The organism is Pseudomonas sp. LBUM1651 (assembly GCF_059716135.1).
This window is the reverse complement of record NZ_CP166805.1, coordinates 5220001-5237233: the sequence shown is the minus strand read 5'-3', so window position 1 is coordinate 5237233 and position 17233 is coordinate 5220001. Positions and strand designations below refer to the sequence as shown.

Genomic DNA, 17233 nt, shown 5'->3' with positions numbered 1-17233 from the left:
GAACACTGTTCATAGGGCTGAGCCTCCTGTGTTTGTTGGCGATCTGGCTGTCATTGGCGTTGGGGCCGGTGAGCCTGCCGTTGCTCGATACCTTGTGTGCGGCGTTGCGCATGATCGGCTTGCCCATTGCGCCTGACGGGCTGGAGCAGGCCGAACTGATCCTCGGACAAATTCGCCTGCCGCGTACCTTGCTGGGGCTGGCGGTGGGCGGAGTACTGGCGCTGTCGGGCGTGGCGATGCAGGGGTTGTTTCGCAACCCGCTGGCCGATCCGGGCCTGGTGGGTGTTTCCAGCGGCGCGGCATTAGGCGCGGCGATTGCGATTGTCGGCGGTTCCGTATTTGGCGGTTTGCCGGAATCCTTCGGGCCTTATCTGTTATCGCTGTGCGCGTTTCTGGGTGGCCTTGGCGTGACCGCGCTGGTGTATCGACTGGGCCGGCGTAACGGGCAAACCAATGTCGCGACCATGCTCTTGGCGGGTATCGCATTGACGGCGCTGGCAGGCTCGGCAGTGGGACTGTTCACCTATCTGGCGGACGACGCGACCCTGCGCACGCTGACCTTCTGGAACCTGGGCAGTCTCAATGGCGCCAGCTATTCGCGACTCTGGCCATTATTGCTGATCAGTGTCGGCGTGGCGCTGTGGTTGCCGCGTCGGGCCAAGGCCCTGAATGCGTTGTTGCTGGGCGAGTCGGAGGCCGGTCACCTGGGCATCGACGTCGAAGGGCTCAAGCGCGAGTTGGTGTTTTGCACGGCGCTGGGTGTTGGCGCGGCGGTGGCAGCGGCGGGGATGATCGGGTTTGTCGGGTTGGTGGTGCCGCATCTGGTGCGTCTGCTGGCGGGTCCCGATCATCGGGTGTTGTTACCAGCCTCGGTGCTGGCGGGCGCCAGTCTCCTGTTGTTCGCCGATCTGGTGGCGCGACTGGCGCTGGCACCGGCCGAACTGCCGATCGGAATCGTCACCGCGTTTATCGGCGCTCCGTTCTTCCTCTATTTACTGCTCCGAGGGCGTGCCTGATGTTGCGAACGCAAAATCTGCAAATCCTCCGGGGCCGCAAGATCGTCCTGACGGACATCACGCTTGAGCTCAATCCGGGGGAAGTGCTCGGCGTACTGGGGCCAAACGGTGCCGGCAAAAGTACGTTGCTGGGTGCCTTGTGTGGTGAGTTGCCGGCGAATCATGGCAGCGTGTGGCTCCATGAACGCGAGTTGCGTGACTGGACCGGTGCACAGCGAGCCAAGCGTCTGGCGGTGTTGCCGCAAGTCTCGACCCTGGACTTCGCCTTTCGTGTCGAGGAAGTCGTCGGTATGGGCCGTTTGCCCCATCAGAGCGGCCGGGTCCGGGACGACGAAATCGTCGCCGCCGCGTTGCAGGCCGCCGATGCCGTGCATCTGAGTGGTCGCAGCTATCTGGCGTTGTCCGGCGGCGAACGTCAGCGGGTGCATCTGGCGCGGGTGCTGGCGCAACTCTGGCCGGGCGAAGCGGGGCAAACGCTGTTGCTTGATGAGCCGACTTCGATGCTCGATCCGCTGCACCAGCACACCACATTGCAAGCGGTGCGCGAGTTCGCCGATCGCGGCGCGTCCGTGTTGGTGATCCTGCATGATCTGAACCTGGCGGCGCGTTATTGTGATCGCCTGTTACTGCTCGAAGGCGGGCGCCCGGTGGCGCTCGACACTCCCGAGCAGGTGTTGCGTCCTGAGCCGCTCAAGGCAGTATTCGGGCTGGAAGTGCTGGTGCAACAGCACCCGGAGCGCGGGCATCCGCTGATCATCGCCCGCTGACTGGATGGGAGTTAGTGCATGCGCGTCATGGTGATTCTGGCTGTGCTGATGCTTAGTGCTTGCCAGCATGTTTCGACGCCGCCACCGGTCGTCGGCGAGATTCGCGACGCGCGCACCGGCCAGGCGCTGACGACGCAGGAATTGGTATTGCGGTTGGCCAAGCCTTCGCGATTGATCGTGGGGGAGCAGCATGACAATCGCGATCACCATGAACTGCAACGCTGGTTATTGCAGGAGCTGGGAGAGCGGCGCCCGCAAGGCAGTCTGCTGTTGGAAATGCTCACGCCGGATCAACAACAGCGCGTCGATGATGTTCGTCATGCCTCGACGCCGCCCGCCGATTTGCCCGGTGCATTGGCCTGGGAGCCAGGCTGGGACTGGAACCTGTACGGACCGATTATCCGTTTCGCCCTGACCCAACCGTATCCACTGCTGTCCGCCAACCTGGACACCGTCGAGGTGCGTGCTTTCTACGCCCAACCGCCGATATTGAGCGGCGCTCGCTCCAATACCGCACCGGTGAAGGCTGAGTTACTGGCCCAGATCAGCGATTCCCATTGCGGCCTGCTACCCGCCTCGCAAATGCCGGCGATGCTCGCGGTACAGCAGCAACGTGACCGACGCATGGCTGAGCGGCTGCTGGCGGCACCCACGCCGGCATTGCTGTTTGCCGGCGCTTATCACGCGCGCAAGGATGTGGGTGTGCCGATTCACGCGCTTGATCTGGGGGCGCCCGAAGCGCCAACGGTATTGATGCTGGCGCAGCAGGGCAGTGAGGTCACGGCGGCGATGGCCGATTACGTCTGGTACACACCTGCCACGCCGACGCCGGATTACTGTGCAGAGATGCGCAAAACCCTAAGCAACGACAATTAGTGAGCATGTAGCTGGCATCACGCCGGCTCCTACAAACAGGCAAAAAAAGACCCGGCAAGAGCCGGGTCAAATAACCGTGATTAGCCTGATGAGGAGATATCTGAGAGTCCGAACCAAGGGCTTTTCAAATATCGACCAGTCTCGCGACCAGTTGTGATAATCATATCGATTCTCATTATCAAGTCAACCGCTGATTTTTCATTTGTTTGAAATTCATCTGCAGATCGCCGAAAAGCCCCGTAAACACTGGGTTTCAAGGCGTGCTCTTTAGCGCGCTCTGCGTAACCTGGTGGCTCAGCAAGTACATGGCGGCTGTACCCATTCAATTCTTGTGGCGTGACGAGATCGCTTCCAGCTGTTTATTCAGGGCTTCCTTGCGCTCGGCAGGAATGTCGTTCCAGTGCACGTCCATCAAAGCGCCTTCGATCGCATACAACAACACCTTGGATGCCCGAAACCCGCGTGTGCGCACAGCCCGATAAGCATCCACCGCCCCCAGGCGACGCAAGTCCGAGGCGCTGTGGATGCCCACGGCATGCAGCCATTGCGCCGACGTCTTGCCAAGATTCTTCAAGTGCTGCAGTTCATCATTCATCAAGCCTCCTTGCGACGGCCGAACGGTGCGTGGGCAAGCTTCTGAGGAGTGTAGCCATCAGTAGGAAAAGCGTGATTGTTTGGTCGGTTTCGGAGCAAATGCTTCTAAGAGGCAAGTCCGATGAGCGGCGTAAAAATACGCGAACACGGTAGGAACAGGCAGGAGGGCGTCAGGTTCTCAAGCTGAAAATGCCCACAGTCCAGCGCAGGGCGGGGGCGCTGGACATGTCAGTTATCGGTCGTTTTTAACGGGTGCGATAACGCAGGCGAGTACCGAAATTCATCGACATCAGGATTTCGTCGGCACTCAGTTCTGGCGGAAAGTAGGCGCCGGAAATCTGTGCGTGGGCCAGGCTGGCCCCTTCAAGATTGGAATGAGTGAAGTCGATGCCGCGCAAGTCGGCGGAACGGAAGTAGGCATCGGTAAAGTCGACGCCCTCGGCGTTCAGCTCACGCAGGTCCAGACCTCGGAAATCACCACCGACCATGTCGATAGGTCCGTCTTTTGGACGTTCGTTGTTGAAACCTGTGATGTCGTCTTTGTGCAGCAAGGCAAAAAGCGGGGTGTCGAGAAATTTGGGCTGGCTCATGTCACATCACCTGTTGGTTTTATGACGCCAGTATAGTGCCACTATTTGACAGCCGTGAAGCCGGCGAAGGCTCCACGGCTGAAATACTTTCTTAAAGCCCCGGCAGGCGTTGGCGAATTTGCGCAACGACGGTGTCGAGGGTTCCGCTTTCATTGGTCTGAACGCGCTTGCTGCACAGAATTTCCTCAGGCGTCAGGGCTTCACGACTGGCTTGCTGAGCGGCGATAACGGCCAGGTTGGCGTCGGACGGATCCTTTTTGTCGGCCTGACGCAGGGCCAGCCAGCTTTCGATCACCGCTTGTGGCGCGTTGCAATCAAGGATCAGGAACGGTGCGCCGGTGGCTTCGGCGATTTTCGCCGCGCCATCACGCTGATCGCGCTTGAGGTAAGTGGCATCGACCACGACCGGGAAGCCGGCACGCAGGATCACGGCGGCGATTTCATGCAGGCGGGTGTAGGTTGCGGCGCTGGCGTCGGCGCTATAGATGCCGGCTTGCGGATCGTTCGCGACGGTTTGCTCGCCGAACAGGCGTTTGCGTTCTACATCTGAGCGCAGGCGAATCGCGCCCAGCGCTTCCACCAGACGCATGGCCACATGACTTTTGCCGACAGCGGAAACGCCGTGAGTGATTGCCATGAAGCGCGAAGGAATGGTGCTGTAGCTTTCCGCCAGGTTGGCGTAGTTGCGGTACTGGCGCAGGGTGGTGGCGCGCTGCACCGGGTCGGCTTCGGCCGGCATGCTGAACAGGCTGACCTTGGCGCGAACCAGTGCGCGGTAGGCTTTATAGAAGTTCAGCAGTTCCAGGCCCTGGTAATCGCCGGTCAACTCCAGGTATTGGCTGATGAAGCGACGGGCCAGGCTTTTCAGGCCGCGGTCTTCAAGGTCCATCGCCAGGAAGCCGGTGTCAGCGTAGACGTCGGTGAAACGGAACGGTTCGTTGAACTCGATGCAGTCGAAGATCACGACCTTGCCATCGATCACGGTGGCGTTGCCCAGGTGGATGTCACCGTGGCACTCGCGGATGAACCCCTCGGCCTTACGCTGGGCAAACAGTGGCTTGAGGCGTTCGAAGCTGCTTTCGGCCCAGGCTTGCAGGGCGTCGAGTTGCAGCAGGTCGGCCTTGTCGCTCAGGAACGGGCGGATCTGTTCGAAGTTCTGCCGAACCGGCGCCATGACGCTTTCCGGCGTGCCGGCTTCGTGTTCGGCGGGCACTTTTGGCGCGGTGAGGTGGAACTGTGCAATCTGTGCGGCCATCTCGTCGATGTGCGCAGTGGTCAATTCGCCGTTGGCCTGCAGCGTGCTGAGCAACTGGCTTTGTGGGAACTGACGCATTTTCAGGGCGTAATCGACGACTGGGCCGTCGCCACCGAATTGTGGTGCTTCAGCGCTGCCAGTGATCGGCAACACTTCGAGATACAAATCATTGGTCAGACGCTGGTTCAGGCGCAGCTCTTCACCACAGAAATGCTCGCGAGCCTCCAGGCTGGTGAAGTCGAGGAAGCCGAAATTGACCGGCTTCTTCACTTTATAGGCAAACGGGCCTGTGAGAATCACCCAGGAGATGTGGGTTTCGATGACCTGGAACCCGTCTACCGGATGCGGGTAAAGGGCCGGGTTTTGCAGGGCGGCGATCAGGGACTGGCTCACAGGCATTCCTTCAGAGTCTGGGAAAATTCACGGTCGCCATTATGGCCGCAAGTCCGCCCGACGCAAACCTCGGCGGGCTCCTGTTGAGTATTAATAAAGTGCGTATAATCCGCCGCCATGACTCGTACTCGATCCTCCCGCACCCCCAAAAAACCACCTTCCAGAGGCCTGAGCCCCTGGCTGGGCTGGGCTATTAAACTCAGCCTGGTTGGCCTCGTCGTGCTCGCCGGATTCGCGGTTTACCTCGATGCCATTGTCCAGGAGAAGTTTTCCGGCAAGCGCTGGACCATTCCCGCCAAGGTGTACGCGCGCCCGCTCGAACTGTTCACCGGCCAGAAGCTGAGCAAGGATGATTTCCTCACCGAGCTCGATGCCTTGGGCTATCGCCGCGAAAGCGTCAGCAACGGCCCCGGCGCGGCGGCGGTCAACGGCAACACCGTCGACTTGAACACCCGCGGCTTCCAGTTTTATGAAGGCCTGGAAAAAGCCCAGCCCGTGCGCGTACGGTTTTCCGGCGATTACGTGGCCGAGCTTTCGGCGACCAACGGTTCGAAGTTGTCGGTGGTGCGGTTGGAGCCGCTGATGATCGGCGGTATTTACCCGAAAAATCTCGAAGACCGCATTCTGATCAAGCTTGATCAGGTCCCGCCATATCTGCTGGAAACCCTGGTCGCTGTGGAAGACCGGGACTTCTATAGCCATTGGGGCGTGTCGCCGAAGTCGATTGCCCGAGCCGTCTGGGTCAATACCTCTGGTGGCAAGATGACCCAGGGCGGTAGCACGCTGACACAGCAATTGGTCAAGAATTTCTACCTGACCAGCGAGCGCAGCCTGACCCGTAAACTCACCGAAGCCATGATGGCGATGTTGCTCGAACTGCATTACGACAAACGAGAAATTCTTGAGGCTTACCTCAATGAAGTGTTCGTCGGTCAGGATGGCCAGCGAGCGGTGCACGGTTTCGGTCTGGCCAGCCAGTTCTTCTTCGGTCAGCCATTGTCTGAGTTGAAACTGCATCAAGTCGCCATGCTGGTGGGCATGGTCAAGGGGCCGTCCTATTACAACCCGCGTCGCAACCCGGAGCGGGCGCTCGAGCGGCGCAACCTGGTGCTCGATGTACTTGAGCAACAAGGCGTCGCCACCGCCGAGCAGATCGCTGCTGCGAAGAAAATGCCGCTGGGTGTGACGACGCGTGGCAAGTTGGCCGACAGCTCGTTCCCTGGTTTTATCGATCTGGTTAAACGTCAGTTGCGCGAAGACTATCGCGATGAAGACTTGACCGAAGAAGGCTTGCGGATATTCACCAGTTTCGATCCTATTTTGCAGATGAAGGCGGAAGCTTCGGTCAACGATACGTTCAAGCGTTTGTCCGGACGCAAAGGCTCCGATGATGTTGAAGCCGCGATGGTGGTGACCAACCCGGAAACCGGTGAGGTCCAGGCCATGATCGGCAGTCGTCAGGCGAGCTTCGCCGGTTTCAACCGGGCGCTGGATGCTGTCCGACCGATCGGCTCGTTGATCAAACCGGCGGTTTATCTGACAGCCCTCGAGAAGCCGAGCCAGTACTCGTTGACGAGTTGGCTGTCGGACGAATCCTTCTCGGTCAAAGGCGCGGACGGTCAGGTCTGGAAACCGCAGAACTATGATCGGCGTTCCCATGGCACGGTTTTCCTGTATCAAGGCCTGGCGCATTCCTACAACCTGTCGACCGCGCGTCTCGGGTTGGCGGTGGGCGTGCCAAATGTCCTGAAAACCGTCGCGCGCCTGGGTGTGACTCGCGAGTTCCCGGCATTCCCGTCGATGTTGCTAGGCGCTGGCGGTATGACCCCGATCGAAGTGGCGACCATGTACCAGACGCTCGCCAATGGCGGCTTCAACACACCAATGCGCGGAATTCGTAGCGTATTGACGGCAGAAGGTGAGCCGCTCAAGCGTTATCCGTTTCAGATTCAGCAGCGTTTCGATCCGGCCTCTATCTACCTGATCCAGAGCGCGATGCAGCGAGTCATGCGTGAAGGCACCGGCAGTTCGGTTTACAACGTGTTGCCGAAAACCCTGACACTGGCGGGCAAGACAGGTACCAGTAACGATTCGCGAGACAGCTGGTTCGCCGGTTTCAGTCAGGACTTGCTGGCGGTGGTGTGGCTGGGTCGCGACGACAACGGCAAGACACCGTTTACCGGTGCCACCGGTGCGTTGCAGGTCTGGACCAGTTTCATGCGCAAGGCCGATCCGTTGCCGCTGGACATGCCGCAGCCGGATAATGTGGTTCAGGCCTGGGTCGACTCGCATACCGGACAAGGCTCTGATGCCAACTGCCCAGGCGCCGTGCAGATGCCGTATATTCGCGGCAGCGAACCGCCTCCCGGCGCCGCGTGCGGTGGCGAAAGCCCTGTTAACGGTGAAACGGTGATGGATTGGGTCAAGGGCTGGATGAATTAAGCAAAGAGGGTTTCAAGTGAACAAGTGGTTGATTCCAGCGGTGACCGCCGTAGCTTTGCTCAGCGGTTGTTCCAGCGTACAGCGCGGTTCGATCCCGGTTGTGGATTCCGGCAGCGCCGTTTCCAACAGTGAACGGGTTTCGGCAAATGGCGGTTATCGCCAGACGACGACCAAGCGTCCTGTGCAAGCCCAGGCGCAAGCGATTCCGCAAGGTGACACCGGCGTCGTGGTGATGGTGCCAGGTGGCGGAGCAGTTGCCTCGGCACCGATCAGCACTTCGCCGATTACGTCTGGCCCGATCGACACCTCGCCGGTTCAGTCGGCGCCGATCAATCAGGGCAGCTACAGCATGCCGTCGACACCGAGCGGGATTCCTTCTTCGAGCGCCGGTGGCCTGTCTGCCGACGAACAGTTGGATGGCCCGGTGTTGGCATTGCTGACCACCGCTCAGCAGCAACAGGCCGGTGGTGACCTTAACGGTGCCTCTTCCAGTCTCGAGCGCGCTCAACGTGTCGCACCGCGTGAGCCGCAAGTGCTTTATCGTCTGGCTCAGGTCCGAATGGCTCAAGGCGATGCTGCCCAAGCCGAACAGTTCGCTCGTCGCGGTCTGACGTTTGCCAATGGTCGTCCGGCGCTTCAGGCCAGCCTGTGGGAATTGATCGGCCAGGCACGTGAGAAACAGGGTGATTCCGCAGGTGCATCACTGGCCCGTCAGAAGGCCAAGGTTTCGTCGTGATGGACGCACGCTTTCCAAAGATTGCCGAGCAGTTGCTGTTGATCGAACGCGAGTTGCGCGTTCAGGGATGGTGGGACGATGTCTCGCCCTCTGCCGAAGCGCTGTCCAGTGTCGAGCCCTTTTCGGTCGATACGCTGGATTTTGAGCAGTGGCTGCAATGGATTTTCCTGCCGCGCATGAAAACAATCCTCGAGCAGGATTTACCGCTGCCCAATGCCTCGGGCATTCAGGAGATGGCCGAAATGGTCTTCGCCGCCCGCAATGTTCAGGGCAAGGATCGGCAGTTGCAGGTACTGCTCAAAGAGTTCGACCTGCTGATCACCGCCTCCCGCTGACCCCGCCGTTCTGTAGGAGCCGAGCTTGCTCGCGATAGCGGCGTAACAGTCAACAAATCTGTTGACTGTTACGCCGCTATCGCGAGCAAGCTCGGCTCCTACAAGTTATTACTGGCAGTTCTCGGTGATCTGTCGCTGTGCTTCGGCGGTGCGCTCCTGACGTTGTTCGTCAGTCAGGCGGCGCATCTCACCGTCGACATCCTCCCGCAGTCGCGGATTGTTCTGCAGTTGAGCCAGGTTCGTCCGCGCCTGCTCACAGAACACCTTCAGCTGGGCTTGCTGCTCGGCGACCTGTTTTTTCACTGTCTTGTCGATGGCCTGTTGATCGCCGATGGCATTACTGCTTGGCAGCGTAGCCGGCTTGCCCGCAGAGGGGGAGGGCGTGACCACGGTAGCGGCTTCCCGGCCCTGAGGTGGTTGTGCATCGAAGTGGGTAACGCCCTGCTCATCGACCCATTTGTATATCTGGGCGGCCATGGACACAGGGCTGATGCCGATCAGCAGGCTGGCGGTCAGGAAAAACGTTCGCATGCCATTTCCTTGTATTGGGTTGCGCAATTGAAGCTAACACAGTTGCTGTTTCGCGGTTTTTTCTTGCTTTCTCATGTGCTTACTTCAATAAAGCACATTGACGACTTGACTTGCAGGGGACGAAACAGAAGAATCCAAAGTCCGCTGTAGAGGGACTGCCAGAAGCAGACCCACTCGGCAGATCATGAGGCGCACACCCGCGCCGACCTGTTACACCCGCAACGCGTTACCTCGCGCTGGGTGGGAAAGGCCCGCAACACTTGGGACGATCCCAATACTTGCTCAGTCAGTGCTGACGTAGTCGGCGACCACCGTCGCTCATGCTCTGCCGAGAAGTAAACCTATTAAGACCCGTCCCCCTTTTATGTGGACGGTATTCTGGCGTTTTAGAGGTGAACAACGTGGAGCTTTTATCTGGCGGTGAGATGCTCGTCCGCTTTTTGCGTGACGAAGGCGTCAAATATATCTACGGGTACCCGGGTGGTGCTCTTCTTCATGTCTACGATGCCCTGTTCAAAGAACCGGAAGTGACTCACATCCTGGTTCGTCACGAGCAGGCTGCGACCCATATGGCTGACGGCTATGCCCGTGCCACCGGTAAAGCCGGCGTGGTGCTGGTGACTTCCGGTCCGGGCGCGACCAACGCTATCACCGGTATTGCCACGGCCTACATGGACTCCATTCCGATGGTGGTCATTTCCGGCCAGGTGCCTAGCACCATGGTCGGTACCGATGCGTTCCAGGAAACCGACATGATCGGTATCTCCCGGCCAATCGTGAAGCACAGCTTCATGATCAAGCACGCCTCGGAAATCCCGGAAGTCATGAAGAAAGCGTTCTACCTGGCGCAATCCGGTCGTCCTGGTCCGGTCGTTGTCGATATCCCGAAAGACATGACCAACCCGGCCGAGAAGTACGAATACATCTTCCCGAAAAAAGCCAAGCTGCGTTCCTACAGCCCGGCCGTTCGCGGCCACTCCGGGCAAATCCGCAAGGCAGCCGAAATGCTCCTGGCGGCCAAGCGTCCTGTGATGTACGCAGGCGGTGGCGTGATTCTCGGTGGTGGCTCCGCGCCGCTGACCGAATTGGCGAAGATGCTCAACCTGCCAGTGACCAATACCCTGATGGGGCTGGGTGCCTACCCTGGCACCGACCGTCAGTTCATCGGCATGCTCGGCATGCACGGTAGCTACACCGCTAACCTGGCGATGCACCATGCTGATGTGATCCTGGCAGTCGGTGCGCGTTTCGATGACCGCGTGATCAACGGCCCGGCGAAGTTCTGCCCGAACGCAAAGATCATTCACATCGACATCGACCCGGCTTCGATCTCCAAGACCATCAAGGCCGACGTGCCAATCGTTGGTCCGGTCGAGAGCGTCCTGACCGAAATGGTCGCGATCCTCAAGGAAATCGGCGAGACCCCGAACAAGGAGTCCGTTGCCAGTTGGTGGAAGCAGGTTGATGAATGGCGCGGTGATCGCGGCTTGTTCCCTTATGACAAGGGCGACGGCAGTGTCATCAAGCCGCAGACCGTGATCGAAACCCTGTGCGAAGTGACCAAGGGCGATGCCTTTGTCGCCTCCGACGTGGGCCAGCACCAAATGTTCGCGGCGCAGTACTACAAGTTCAACAAGCCGAACCGCTGGATCAACTCCGGTGGCCTGGGCACCATGGGCTTCGGTTTTCCGGCGGCCATGGGCATCAAGTTGAGCTTCCCGGATGCCGACGTCGCCTGCGTAACGGGCGAGGGCAGTATCCAGATGAACATTCAGGAATTGTCGACCTGCCTGCAATACGGTTTGCCGGTAAAAATCGTCATCCTGAACAACGGTGTTCTGGGTATGGTTCGCCAGTGGCAAGACATGAGTTACGGCAGCCGTCACTCGCACTCCTATATGGAGTCGCTGCCTGACTTCGTGAAGCTGGCCGAGGCCTATGGTCACGTCGGCGTGCGCATCATCGAATCGAAAGATTTGAAGTCGAAGATGGAAGAGGCGTTCGCCATGAAGGACCGCCTGGTGATCATCGATGTTTCGGTCGACACCAGCGAGCACGTCTACCCGATGCAGATCAAAGACGGCTCCATGCGCGATATGTGGCTGAGCAAGACGGAGCGTACTTAATCATGCGGCACATTATTTCCTTGCTTCTGGAAAACGAACCCGGCGCTTTGTCTCGTGTAGTCGGCCTGTTCTCGCAGCGCAACTACAACATCGAAAGCCTGACCGTGGCGCCGACGGAAGACCCGACCCTGTCGCGTCTGACGCTGACCACGGTGGGCCACGATGAGATCATCGAGCAGATCACCAAGAACCTGAACAAGCTGATTGAAGTGGTCAAACTGGTCGACCTGTCGGAAAGTGCTCACATCGAGCGCGAACTGATGCTGGTCAAGGTCAAGGCCACCGGCGCCCAGCGCGCCGAGATCAAGCGCACCACCGATATTTACCGTGGGCAGATCGTCGATGTCAGCGCTAGCGTGTATACCGTTCAATTGACCGGTACCAGCGACAAGCTCGACAGCTTCATTCAGTCCATCGGCACCGCGTCGATTCTGGAAACCGTCCGTAGCGGCGTAACCGGTATCGCTCGCGGCGACAAAGTACTCAGCATCTAAACCAAATTAGCGAATGGCCTGAACGGCCTGGATATATAGGGGAATTTCATGAAAGTTTATTACGAAAAAGACTGCGACCTGTCGATCATCCAGGGCAAGAAAGTTGCCATCATCGGTTACGGTTCCCAGGGCCACGCTCAAGCGTGCAACCTGAAAGACTCCGGCGTTGATGTCACTGTCGGCCTGCGTAAAGGTTCGGCGACTGTTGCCAAAGCCGAAGCTCACGGCCTGAAAGTGACCGACGTTGCTTCCGCTGTAGCGGCTGCCGACCTGGTCATGATCCTGACCCCGGACGAGTTCCAGTCCGCTCTGTACAAGAACGAAATCGAGCCGAACATCAAGAAAGGCGCCACCCTGGCCTTCTCCCACGGTTTCGCTATCCACTACAACCAGGTTGTTCCGCGCGCTGACCTCGACGTGATCATGATCGCGCCGAAAGCACCGGGCCACACCGTACGCTCCGAGTTCGTCAAGGGCGGCGGTATCCCTGACCTGATCGCTATCTACCAGGATGCTTCCGGCAACGCCAAAAACGTTGCACTGTCCTACGCTGCTGGCGTGGGTGGCGGTCGCACCGGCATCATCGAAACCACCTTCAAGGACGAGACCGAAACCGACCTGTTCGGCGAACAAGCCGTTCTGTGCGGCGGTACCGTTGAACTGGTGAAAGCCGGTTTCGAAACCCTGGTTGAAGCTGGCTACGCGCCGGAAATGGCCTACTTCGAGTGCCTGCACGAACTGAAGCTGATCGTTGACCTCATGTACGAAGGCGGTATCGCCAACATGAACTACTCGATCTCCAACAACGCTGAATACGGCGAGTACGTGACCGGTCCGGAAGTGATCAACGCCGAGTCCCGTCAGGCCATGCGCAACGCCCTGAAACGTATTCAGGACGGCGAATATGCCAAGATGTTCATCAGCGAAGGCGCAACCGGCTATCCTTCGATGACCGCCAAGCGTCGTAACAACGCCGCTCACGGTATCGAAATCATCGGCGAGCAACTGCGCTCCATGATGCCGTGGATCGGTGCCAACAAGATCGTCGACAAAGCTAAAAACTAAGTCGCACACTTGTACGGAAAACGCGGCCTAGGCCGCGTTTTTTCGTTTGGGGAGCCGGTTCTGGTATAAAGCTGCATCGTTTGCGGCCGAACCGTCGTCCCAGACACCTGTCGAAACTTTCCACCCCGTTGCAAGGTAATGTCCATGAGCGAACGTCCCGAAGAGCCAAACCAGGCTTCTGACGCCGAAAGCCTGCTGCCCATCGATGAGCACATCGAAGAAGGGCATGACGCTGAAGGTCGTAAAGTCCGGCATCGTGGTATCTATCTTCTGCCGAATCTGTTCACCACTGCGAACCTGTTCGCAGGGTTCTACTCCATCATCAATTCGATGAGTGCCCAGAGCGCCCTGAGTGCCGGTGACGCAATTGGTGCGAGCAAGTATTTTGCGTTTGCCGCGATCGCCATTTTTGTCGCCATGGTGCTCGACGGCCTCGACGGTCGCGTTGCCCGTATGACCAACACCCAGAGTGCCTTCGGTGCCGAGTACGACTCGCTGTCCGATATGGTCGCCTTCGGTGTCGCGCCGGCACTGCTGGCATTTGGCTGGGCCTTGGGCGATATGGGCAAGGTTGGCTGGATGGTCGCCTTCATTTATGTCGCTGGCGCTGCATTGCGTCTGGCCCGTTTCAACACCCAGGTAGGCACCGCTGACAAGCGTTACTTCATCGGCTTGGCCAGTCCGGCTGCAGCGGGTGTGGTTGCAGGCATTGTCTGGGCATTCAGTGATTACGGCATCCAGGGCTCCAAGATGTCTTTCCTGGTAGCGCTAATGGTCGCGGCCGCGGGCATGCTGATGGTCAGTAACATCAAGTACAACAGCTTCAAGGAGCTGGACCTGAAAGGGCGCGTACCTTTTGTGGCGATCCTTGCTGTCGTGCTGGTGTTCGCCGTCGTATTCAGTGATCCGCCGCGCATCCTGCTGCTGGTTTTCCTCGCTTACGCAGCATCGGGCCCGGTTCAATATCTGTTACGTCTTCGTCGGCACAAAAACACGTAATTTCCCTCATACTCCGCAGTCTATTGGTGCATCTGTCCTCCAATGCTGCGGAGTTGCCATGCTGATCAAAGTCCCCAAGACATCCGACTGCCATGAGTCGGATGTCACGCCTGAATCCCTCTATCTATCTCGTCGAAATGTGCTGGGTGCTGCCGTTGCCGGTTTGGCTGTAAGCAGCTTGCCGGGCTGGGTCAGCGCGGACGATGCCTCGCGCTATCCGGATGTCGAACCTGGCAAGGCGCCTTCCTGGTTTGCCGAGAAACTTCCTTCTACCAAGTGGGGGGCGGTCAACGTCAAGGATGAAGCGATCACGCCATTCAAGGATGCGACCCACTACAACAATTTCTATGAATTCGGCACCGATAAAGGTGATCCGGCGGCCAACGCTGGCGCGCTGAAAACTGAACCCTGGAGCGTGGTGGTGGACGGGGAGGTGGGCAAGCCGGGTCGATATGCGCTGGAAGACTTCATGAAGCCATACCAGTTGGAGGAGCGCATTTATCGTCTTCGCTGCGTGGAGGCCTGGTCGATGGTTATCCCGTGGATCGGTTTTCCCATATCGGCTTTGCTCAAGGAAGTGGAGCCGACCTCCAAGGCCAGGTTCATTCGCTTCGAAACCTTGCAGGATCCGAAGAGCATGCCGGGGCAGCGCTCTGGTTTTGCCTTGATCGACTGGCCTTATGTAGAAGGGCTGCGCCTGGATGAGGCAATGAATCCGTTGGCGATTCTTGCGGTGGGTATGTATGGGCGCGAATTGCCTAACCAGAACGGCGCGCCTCTGCGCCTGGTGGTGCCGTGGAAGTACGGCTTCAAGAGCATCAAATCCATCGTGCGGATCAGCCTGGTCAGCGAACAGCCGAAAACCACCTGGCAAAGCATTGCCGCGGATGAGTATGGCTTTTATGCGAACGTGAACCCGACTGTCGATCATCCACGCTGGACCCAGGCCCGAGAGCGGCGTTTGCCGAGCGGTCTGTTCAAGCCCAATGTGCGCGACACACAAATGTTCAACGGCTACTCGGATGAAGTCGCTTCTTTATATACAGGGCTCGATCTGCGGAAGAATTACTGATGCGATATCCGTTGTGGCGAGTGGCGGTCTTTATCGCGGCGGCGATATGGCCGTTGCTTTGGCTCTATCAGGCCTGGGCGGATGTGCTGGGGCCAGATCCGGGCAAGGTACTGGTTGATCGGTTAGGGCTGGGGACGCTTGTGCTGCTGCTTATTACGTTGAGCATGACGCCTTTGCAGAAACTTACCGGTTGGGCGGGGTGGATTGCTGTCCGTCGGCAACTGGGATTGTGGTGCTTCGCTTATGTGGTTTTGCATTTGAGCGGTTACACGGCGTTCATTCTCGGTTTCGATTGGTCCCAGATGGGTGTCGAATTGCGCAAACGTCCTTACATTATTGTCGGGGCGCTTGGCTTCCTTTGTTTGTTGGCGTTGGCGTTGACCTCTAATCGCTACAGTCAGCGGCGTTTGGGATCTCGCTGGAAGAAGTTGCATCGGCTGGTTTATGTGGTTCTCGGGCTCGGACTGCTGCATATGTTGTGGATTGTGCGTGCCGATCTAAAGGAGTGGGCGGTTTATGCCTCTATAGGGGTGTTGCTATTAGTGCTGCGCCTACCCCCGGTAACCCGTCGAATTCCACGTTTAAACGCTAAAAAGCCATCTTCTGCAAGAAAAGCGTAATTAAGGGTTGACGGCAGATTCTGGAAGTCTATAATTCGCCCCACTTCCGGCGCAGTCGAAACGGAAAACTCCTTGGTAAACAAAGAGTTACGCGGTTTTCGGCAGCGAGTTACTTCAGTTCATCGAAGCCCCGAAGGAGTTGAAAGAGCGGTGTTGTTTGGCTCTTTTGACGGTTCGATCTTCTCGGTCGAAAGCGGAGAAAAAGAGGTGTTGACAGCAGCGAACAACGCTGTAGAATTCGCCTCCCGCTAACGAGAGATCGGAAGCGCAAGTGGTTGAAGTTGCAAAGGAAACTTTGAAAACTTCTGAAAATAACCGCTTGACAGATACAGAGGACGCTGTAGAATGCGCGCCTCGGTTGAGACGAAAGTCCTTGACCAATCGCTCTTTAACAACTGAATCAAGCAATTCGTGTGGGTGCTTGTGGAGTCAGACTGATAGTCAACAAGATTATCAGCATCACAAGTTACTCCGCGAGAAATCAAAGATGTAACCAACGATTGCTGAGCCAAGTTTAGGGTTTCTTAAAAACCCAAAGATGTTTGAACTGAAGAGTTTGATCATGGCTCAGATTGAACGCTGGCGGCAGGCCTAACACATGCAAGTCGAGCGGTAGAGAGAAGCTTGCTTCTCTTGAGAGCGGCGGACGGGTGAGTAATGCCTAGGAATCTGCCTGGTAGTGGGGGATAACGCTCGGAAACGGACGCTAATACCGCATACGTCCTACGGGAGAAAGCAGGGGACCTTCGGGCCTTGCGCTATCAGATGAGCCTAGGTCGGATTAGCTAGTTGGTGAGGTAATGGCTCACCAAGGCGACGATCCGTAACTGGTCTGAGAGGATGATCAGTCACACTGGAACTGAGACACGGTCCAGACTCCTACGGGAGGCAGCAGTGGGGAATATTGGACAATGGGCGAAAGCCTGATCCAGCCATGCCGCGTGTGTGAAGAAGGTCTTCGGATTGTAAAGCACTTTAAGTTGGGAGGAAGGGCAGTAAATTAATACTTTGCTGTTTTGACGTTACCGACAGAATAAGCACCGGCTAACTCTGTGCCAGCAGCCGCGGTAATACAGAGGGTGCAAGCGTTAATCGGAATTACTGGGCGTAAAGCGCGCGTAGGTGGTTTGTTAAGTTGGATGTGAAATCCCCGGGCTCAACCTGGGAACTGCATTCAAAACTGACAAGCTAGAGTATGGTAGAGGGTGGTGGAATTTCCTGTGTAGCGGTGAAATGCGTAGATATAGGAAGGAACACCAGTGGCGAAGGCGACCACCTGGACTGATACTGACACTGAGGTGCGAAAGCGTGGGGAGCAAACA

Annotated in this window: 16 protein-coding genes and 1 rRNA gene (1 of these 17 cut by a window edge); 13 read left to right on the top strand and 4 right to left on the bottom strand. The window is 57.9% G+C overall.

The annotated features are described in order from the left end of the window. The first annotated feature begins 32 nt into the window (after nt 1-32). From ACA066_RS24535 to ACA066_RS24525, 3 genes are read left to right on the top strand one after another with little or no spacing between them, the layout of a single operon-like run. Nucleotides 33-1016, top strand: a complete 984-nt coding sequence (locus tag ACA066_RS24535) for a FecCD family ABC transporter permease (protein WP_497699954.1) — start codon at nt 33-35, stop codon at nt 1014-1016. Then, nucleotides 1016-1783: a heme ABC transporter ATP-binding protein gene (locus ACA066_RS24530; protein WP_497696968.1), complete on the top strand. Its 768-nt coding sequence runs from the start codon at nt 1016-1018 to the stop codon at nt 1781-1783. The genes ACA066_RS24535 and ACA066_RS24530 overlap by 1 nt, the downstream gene beginning before the upstream one ends. 18 nt (nt 1784-1801) lie before the next feature. Continuing rightward, on the top strand, nt 1802-2659 hold the full coding sequence (locus ACA066_RS24525; RefSeq protein WP_497696967.1) for a ChaN family lipoprotein: 858 nt from the start codon (nt 1802-1804) through the stop codon (nt 2657-2659). 322 nt (nt 2660-2981) lie between these two features. Here the strand turns inward: ACA066_RS24525 and ACA066_RS24520 are convergent, their stop codons facing one another. From ACA066_RS24520 to ACA066_RS24510, 3 genes are all read right to left on the bottom strand, one after another. Beyond that, nucleotides 2982-3254, bottom strand: coding sequence for a TfoX/Sxy family protein (locus tag ACA066_RS24520; RefSeq protein WP_007971093.1), 273 nt, complete (start codon nt 3252-3254; stop codon nt 2982-2984). A gap of 244 nt (nt 3255-3498) precedes the next feature. Beyond that, a complete protein-coding gene (locus tag ACA066_RS24515) occupies nt 3499-3843 on the bottom strand; it encodes a pentapeptide repeat-containing protein (RefSeq protein WP_497696966.1) in 345 nt (114 codons plus the stop codon). Between the two features lie 91 nt (nt 3844-3934). Then, nucleotides 3935-5491, bottom strand: a complete 1557-nt coding sequence (locus tag ACA066_RS24510) for a bifunctional aminoglycoside phosphotransferase/ATP-binding protein (protein WP_497696965.1) — start codon at nt 5489-5491, stop codon at nt 3935-3937. Nucleotides 5492-5608: 117 nt separating this feature from the next. On the opposite strand from ACA066_RS24510, the gene mrcB reads away from it, so the two are divergent. From mrcB to ACA066_RS24495, 3 genes are read left to right on the top strand one after another with little or no spacing between them, the layout of a single operon-like run. After that, nucleotides 5609-7933: a penicillin-binding protein 1B gene (gene mrcB, locus ACA066_RS24505; RefSeq protein ID WP_497696964.1), complete on the top strand. Its 2325-nt coding sequence runs from the start codon at nt 5609-5611 to the stop codon at nt 7931-7933. A gap of 16 nt (nt 7934-7949) precedes the next feature. Further along, nucleotides 7950-8669: a tetratricopeptide repeat protein gene (locus ACA066_RS24500; protein ID WP_497696963.1), complete on the top strand. Its 720-nt coding sequence runs from the start codon at nt 7950-7952 to the stop codon at nt 8667-8669. Then, the gene (locus tag ACA066_RS24495; RefSeq protein WP_462007497.1) at nt 8669-9004 is read left to right on the top strand and encodes a YqcC family protein; all 336 of its coding nucleotides are present in this window, start codon (nt 8669-8671) and stop codon (nt 9002-9004) included. Before ACA066_RS24500 ends, ACA066_RS24495 begins: the two co-directional genes overlap by 1 nt. A 108-nt stretch (nt 9005-9112) precedes the next feature. Here the strand turns inward: ACA066_RS24495 and ACA066_RS24490 are convergent, their stop codons facing one another. Further along, nucleotides 9113-9535: a DUF4124 domain-containing protein gene (locus ACA066_RS24490; protein ID WP_497696962.1), complete on the bottom strand. Its 423-nt coding sequence runs from the start codon at nt 9533-9535 to the stop codon at nt 9113-9115. A 401-nt stretch (nt 9536-9936) separates the two neighbouring features. On the opposite strand from ACA066_RS24490, the gene ACA066_RS24485 reads away from it, so the two are divergent. The 7 genes from ACA066_RS24485 to ACA066_RS24455 all read left to right on the top strand — a co-directional run. After that, on the top strand, nt 9937-11661 hold the full coding sequence (locus ACA066_RS24485; protein WP_497696961.1) for an acetolactate synthase 3 large subunit: 1725 nt from the start codon (nt 9937-9939) through the stop codon (nt 11659-11661). Nucleotides 11662-11663: 2 nt separating this feature from the next. After that, complete coding sequence (gene ilvN, locus ACA066_RS24480) at nt 11664-12155, top strand: acetolactate synthase small subunit (RefSeq protein WP_003205610.1); 492 nt, start codon at nt 11664-11666, stop codon at nt 12153-12155. A gap of 48 nt (nt 12156-12203) precedes the next feature. Next, nucleotides 12204-13220, top strand: coding sequence for a ketol-acid reductoisomerase (gene ilvC / locus ACA066_RS24475; protein ID WP_007948647.1), 1017 nt, complete (start codon nt 12204-12206; stop codon nt 13218-13220). A gap of 144 nt (nt 13221-13364) precedes the next feature. Further along, on the top strand, nt 13365-14219 hold the full coding sequence (pssA, locus tag ACA066_RS24470) for a CDP-diacylglycerol--serine O-phosphatidyltransferase (protein ID WP_214378733.1): 855 nt from the start codon (nt 13365-13367) through the stop codon (nt 14217-14219). A 58-nt stretch (nt 14220-14277) separates the two neighbouring features. Continuing rightward, nucleotides 14278-15291, top strand: a complete 1014-nt coding sequence (msrP, locus tag ACA066_RS24465) for a protein-methionine-sulfoxide reductase catalytic subunit MsrP (RefSeq protein WP_497696960.1) — start codon at nt 14278-14280, stop codon at nt 15289-15291. After that, complete coding sequence (gene msrQ / locus ACA066_RS24460; protein ID WP_497696959.1) at nt 15291-15911, top strand: protein-methionine-sulfoxide reductase heme-binding subunit MsrQ; 621 nt, start codon at nt 15291-15293, stop codon at nt 15909-15911. Before msrP ends, msrQ begins: the two co-directional genes overlap by 1 nt. A gap of 544 nt (nt 15912-16455) precedes the next feature. Further along, a 16S ribosomal RNA gene (locus ACA066_RS24455) occupies nt 16456-17233 on the top strand (it continues 759 nt past the right edge of the window).

Bases quoted from the DNA above. Each gene is read 5' to 3' on its own strand.
- ACA066_RS24515 (WP_497696966.1), bottom strand. From the start codon at position 3,843: ATGAGCCAGCCCAAATTTCTCGACACCCCGCTTTTTGCCTTGCTGCAC.
- ACA066_RS24520 (WP_007971093.1), bottom strand. From the start codon at position 3,254: ATGAATGATGAACTGCAGCACTTGAAGAATCTTGGCAAGACGTCGGCG.
- msrQ (WP_497696959.1), top strand. From the start codon at position 15,291: ATGCGATATCCGTTGTGGCGAGTGGCGGTCTTTATCGCGGCGGCGATA.
- mrcB (WP_497696964.1), top strand. From the start codon at position 5,609: ATGACTCGTACTCGATCCTCCCGCACCCCCAAAAAACCACCTTCCAGA.
- ACA066_RS24530 (WP_497696968.1), top strand. From the start codon at position 1,016: ATGTTGCGAACGCAAAATCTGCAAATCCTCCGGGGCCGCAAGATCGTC.
- ilvN (WP_003205610.1), top strand. From the start codon at position 11,664: ATGCGGCACATTATTTCCTTGCTTCTGGAAAACGAACCCGGCGCTTTG.
- ACA066_RS24525 (WP_497696967.1), top strand. From the start codon at position 1,802: ATGCGCGTCATGGTGATTCTGGCTGTGCTGATGCTTAGTGCTTGCCAG.
- ilvC (WP_007948647.1), top strand. From the start codon at position 12,204: ATGAAAGTTTATTACGAAAAAGACTGCGACCTGTCGATCATCCAGGGC.
- msrP (WP_497696960.1), top strand. From the start codon at position 14,278: ATGCTGATCAAAGTCCCCAAGACATCCGACTGCCATGAGTCGGATGTC.
- ACA066_RS24495 (WP_462007497.1), top strand. From the start codon at position 8,669: ATGGACGCACGCTTTCCAAAGATTGCCGAGCAGTTGCTGTTGATCGAA.
- pssA (WP_214378733.1), top strand. From the start codon at position 13,365: ATGAGCGAACGTCCCGAAGAGCCAAACCAGGCTTCTGACGCCGAAAGC.
- ACA066_RS24490 (WP_497696962.1), bottom strand. From the start codon at position 9,535: ATGCGAACGTTTTTCCTGACCGCCAGCCTGCTGATCGGCATCAGCCCT.